Source organism: Crateriforma spongiae (assembly GCF_012290005.1).
GTDB lineage: Bacteria > Planctomycetota > Planctomycetia > Pirellulales > Pirellulaceae > Crateriforma > Crateriforma spongiae.
Genome location: NZ_JAAXMS010000025.1, coordinates 1 through 2,368, shown reverse-complemented (window position 1 = coordinate 2,368; position 2,368 = coordinate 1). Strand labels below are relative to the sequence as shown.

General features: G+C 52.6%; 2 protein-coding genes. Both read right to left on the bottom strand.

From position 1 onward, the window contains the following. Positions 1 to 483: 483 nt before the first annotated feature. The gene (locus HFP54_RS25005; protein WP_235952378.1) at positions 484 to 1,047 is read right to left on the bottom strand and encodes an SMI1/KNR4 family protein; all 564 of its coding nucleotides are present in this window, start codon (positions 1,045 to 1,047) and stop codon (positions 484 to 486) included. A 127-nt stretch (positions 1,048 to 1,174) separates the two neighbouring features. Continuing rightward, the gene (locus tag HFP54_RS25000; protein ID WP_206036405.1) at positions 1,175 to 1,825 is read right to left on the bottom strand and encodes a DUF1559 family PulG-like putative transporter; all 651 of its coding nucleotides are present in this window, start codon (positions 1,823 to 1,825) and stop codon (positions 1,175 to 1,177) included. Positions 1,826 to 2,368 lie beyond the last annotated feature (543 nt).

Here is a 2,368-nt window from a genome sequence, read left to right as displayed (position 1 = left end):
TGCGGGATCGGGGTTGCCGAAGCCGACGGCCCGACACGCAAAGAAGACATCCAGCGGCCGGCGGCGTAGGGAGCCCCGAGATCGCGATTGAATCCCAGACGAGTCAAGCAACGTAGCACATTCACCAAATTGACCGCGCAAACAACGCTCGAACCGGCTTGAAGATCGCGACGTTCCGACGCAAACAGTCTCACAGCTTGAACCATCAATCGATTCAAGGCGTCGGTACGTGGTGATCGTCTCTGCGTTCAGTCAACATTGTGATGCGGCGAAAGACCGAGCACGACCAATGCGTTCGGCGACAAAGCCCAACATGACACCGCAATCGATCTTCAATCACCATCAAAGCCGGCCGACCGCGCACACGAAAACCAAAGCCTGATGCCGATCAGAGCCAACCCCGTGTAACGGCAGAATTCACGGGGAACGGGCGAAAGACGTGCAAGCAGACCATTTAACACGACTCCCGTTCTCCCGTGCAATTCATGGTTCGCCGTCGTCAGCGTCTGGCGGATGGCAGCGAGCTAGGAACGAGTCAAAGTCTTCAGCAAGCAAATAGACCGAGTCGTAGGAATCGTGCTTGTCTGGCAGTTTACCATCAGCTCGCATCTTTAGGTATTCCTTGATCGAGTCTGCCATCGCGTTGAATCTTTCGTGAAACCTTGAGTCCGGCCAACGCGACCGAAACTCGGAGTCGAGCGCATACACTGCGCCACGATCAATTCCGGCGATTGAAAGGCAAGTGAATGCCCCAAAGTGGCCACTGCCAATCGTAATCATGTTTCGTGGCGTGATCATTGAGTCGAGCAGGCGATAAACATCGTCCGCTGAGTGAATGCCGCAAACAATGTGTTCTCCAAACGGCGTCGGTTCCGTTGCAGGACAGAGGATGTCACCCCACCAGCCACCACATTTCTGAAGAAATGTCCGATACGCCTTTGGCAGCTTGACTCCGGTTGCATTTTCGATCTGGTAAATGTCGCAAAGCGGCGGCTCGCTAGGCGGTTCCATTCCAAGTTCAGTTAGGCGTTTCGCGTACTTGTGCATGGGTACGGATCAATGAGCCTCTCAATCGGCGAACGTCGGCGATCAGCGGGCCGGGACAGTTGATTGTCCATTCGTGAAACCGTGCAAGCCCGGCTCCGTTGCATCGCATGGTTCTGCATCTTGCATTCTAATGGATAGATTGACCATTGAGCATGAAACCCAAACCTTGTCGGGAGTTATCAGAATAGAAAAAGCCATTCGAATGAGGTCCGATCGATCCGATCAAAACATCGCGACGCATTTCGGGACCGTTTATCCAAGGCACACTAAACGAAACTGGCGCATCGTACACGGAACCATTTTCTTCGCGCACGATCACGTAATGCCCCGGGAACATTGCATCTTCAGAAGTCTGGTCAAGAACGGTCCGGCGTGGACACCGAAAAACTGCTGGTGGCCGAAAACTCAACGCCGACACGTTCGCGATCGGGATGCCATCCATGATATTGTCTTTCACGTTTTGCTGTTCTATATACGGTAGAATTTCCACCATCCATCCGCCAGTTCGCCCCTGTGGTGCCGGGTTCGGAAGCTGTTTATGAATTCCACGAAAACGTGAAAGCGCAAGGTGAATTTGGCGTAAATTGTTCTTGCACACGGTCTCTCTTGCCCGTTCTCGCGCAGATTGAACAGCAGGAAACAAAAGTGCGAGCAAAATAGATACGATAGTGAAGACGACAAGCAACTCCACGACTGAGAATCCGTAGCGTTTGACCATGAAAACGGGCTCAAAAGCAGAACGACCGCGATAACCGAGTCGCGGCAATTGATTTTCCATTGTCAAAAACGGCGACTCCGCGACTTCGGTTCATCGCATGGTTCGCTGGCTTCTTCCGGTATCAGTTGAAGAATGATGTCCAATTCTACGAGCCGTTCCATGATGGGTATATCGATGCTAATGAGCTGATCGATCTTCTCGCAGTAAGCACGCAGCCAAAACCTGCAATTCATCGCACGGAGAGATTTGAGAAAGTCAGCCTTGTCGTGTAGCAAGTTGGTAACGTGCCAGATGTGCTCAGACATTGACTCAATCGGACCAACATAGGTCGATGGGTCCAACACAATCGGCCATTCGCAAGTTCGACGGCAATCATTGAACGTTAGTTCGTCTTCGGTGATCGGCAAACCGCTCAATTGGAGAAACATCGCGACGTGCTCTTCTGTGAATGAGCAGTCCGTGAAGACACAAAGACGAAGGTCGCCAATCTGCGTTGAGTTCATGAGAACAGGCCACGTGTCTTTCCGAGAAACAGCTCAGCACACAGAATCCAGCGAACGGCCGCCGTCACCGGGCGGCGGGAGTAAACCCTACCATCAGGAG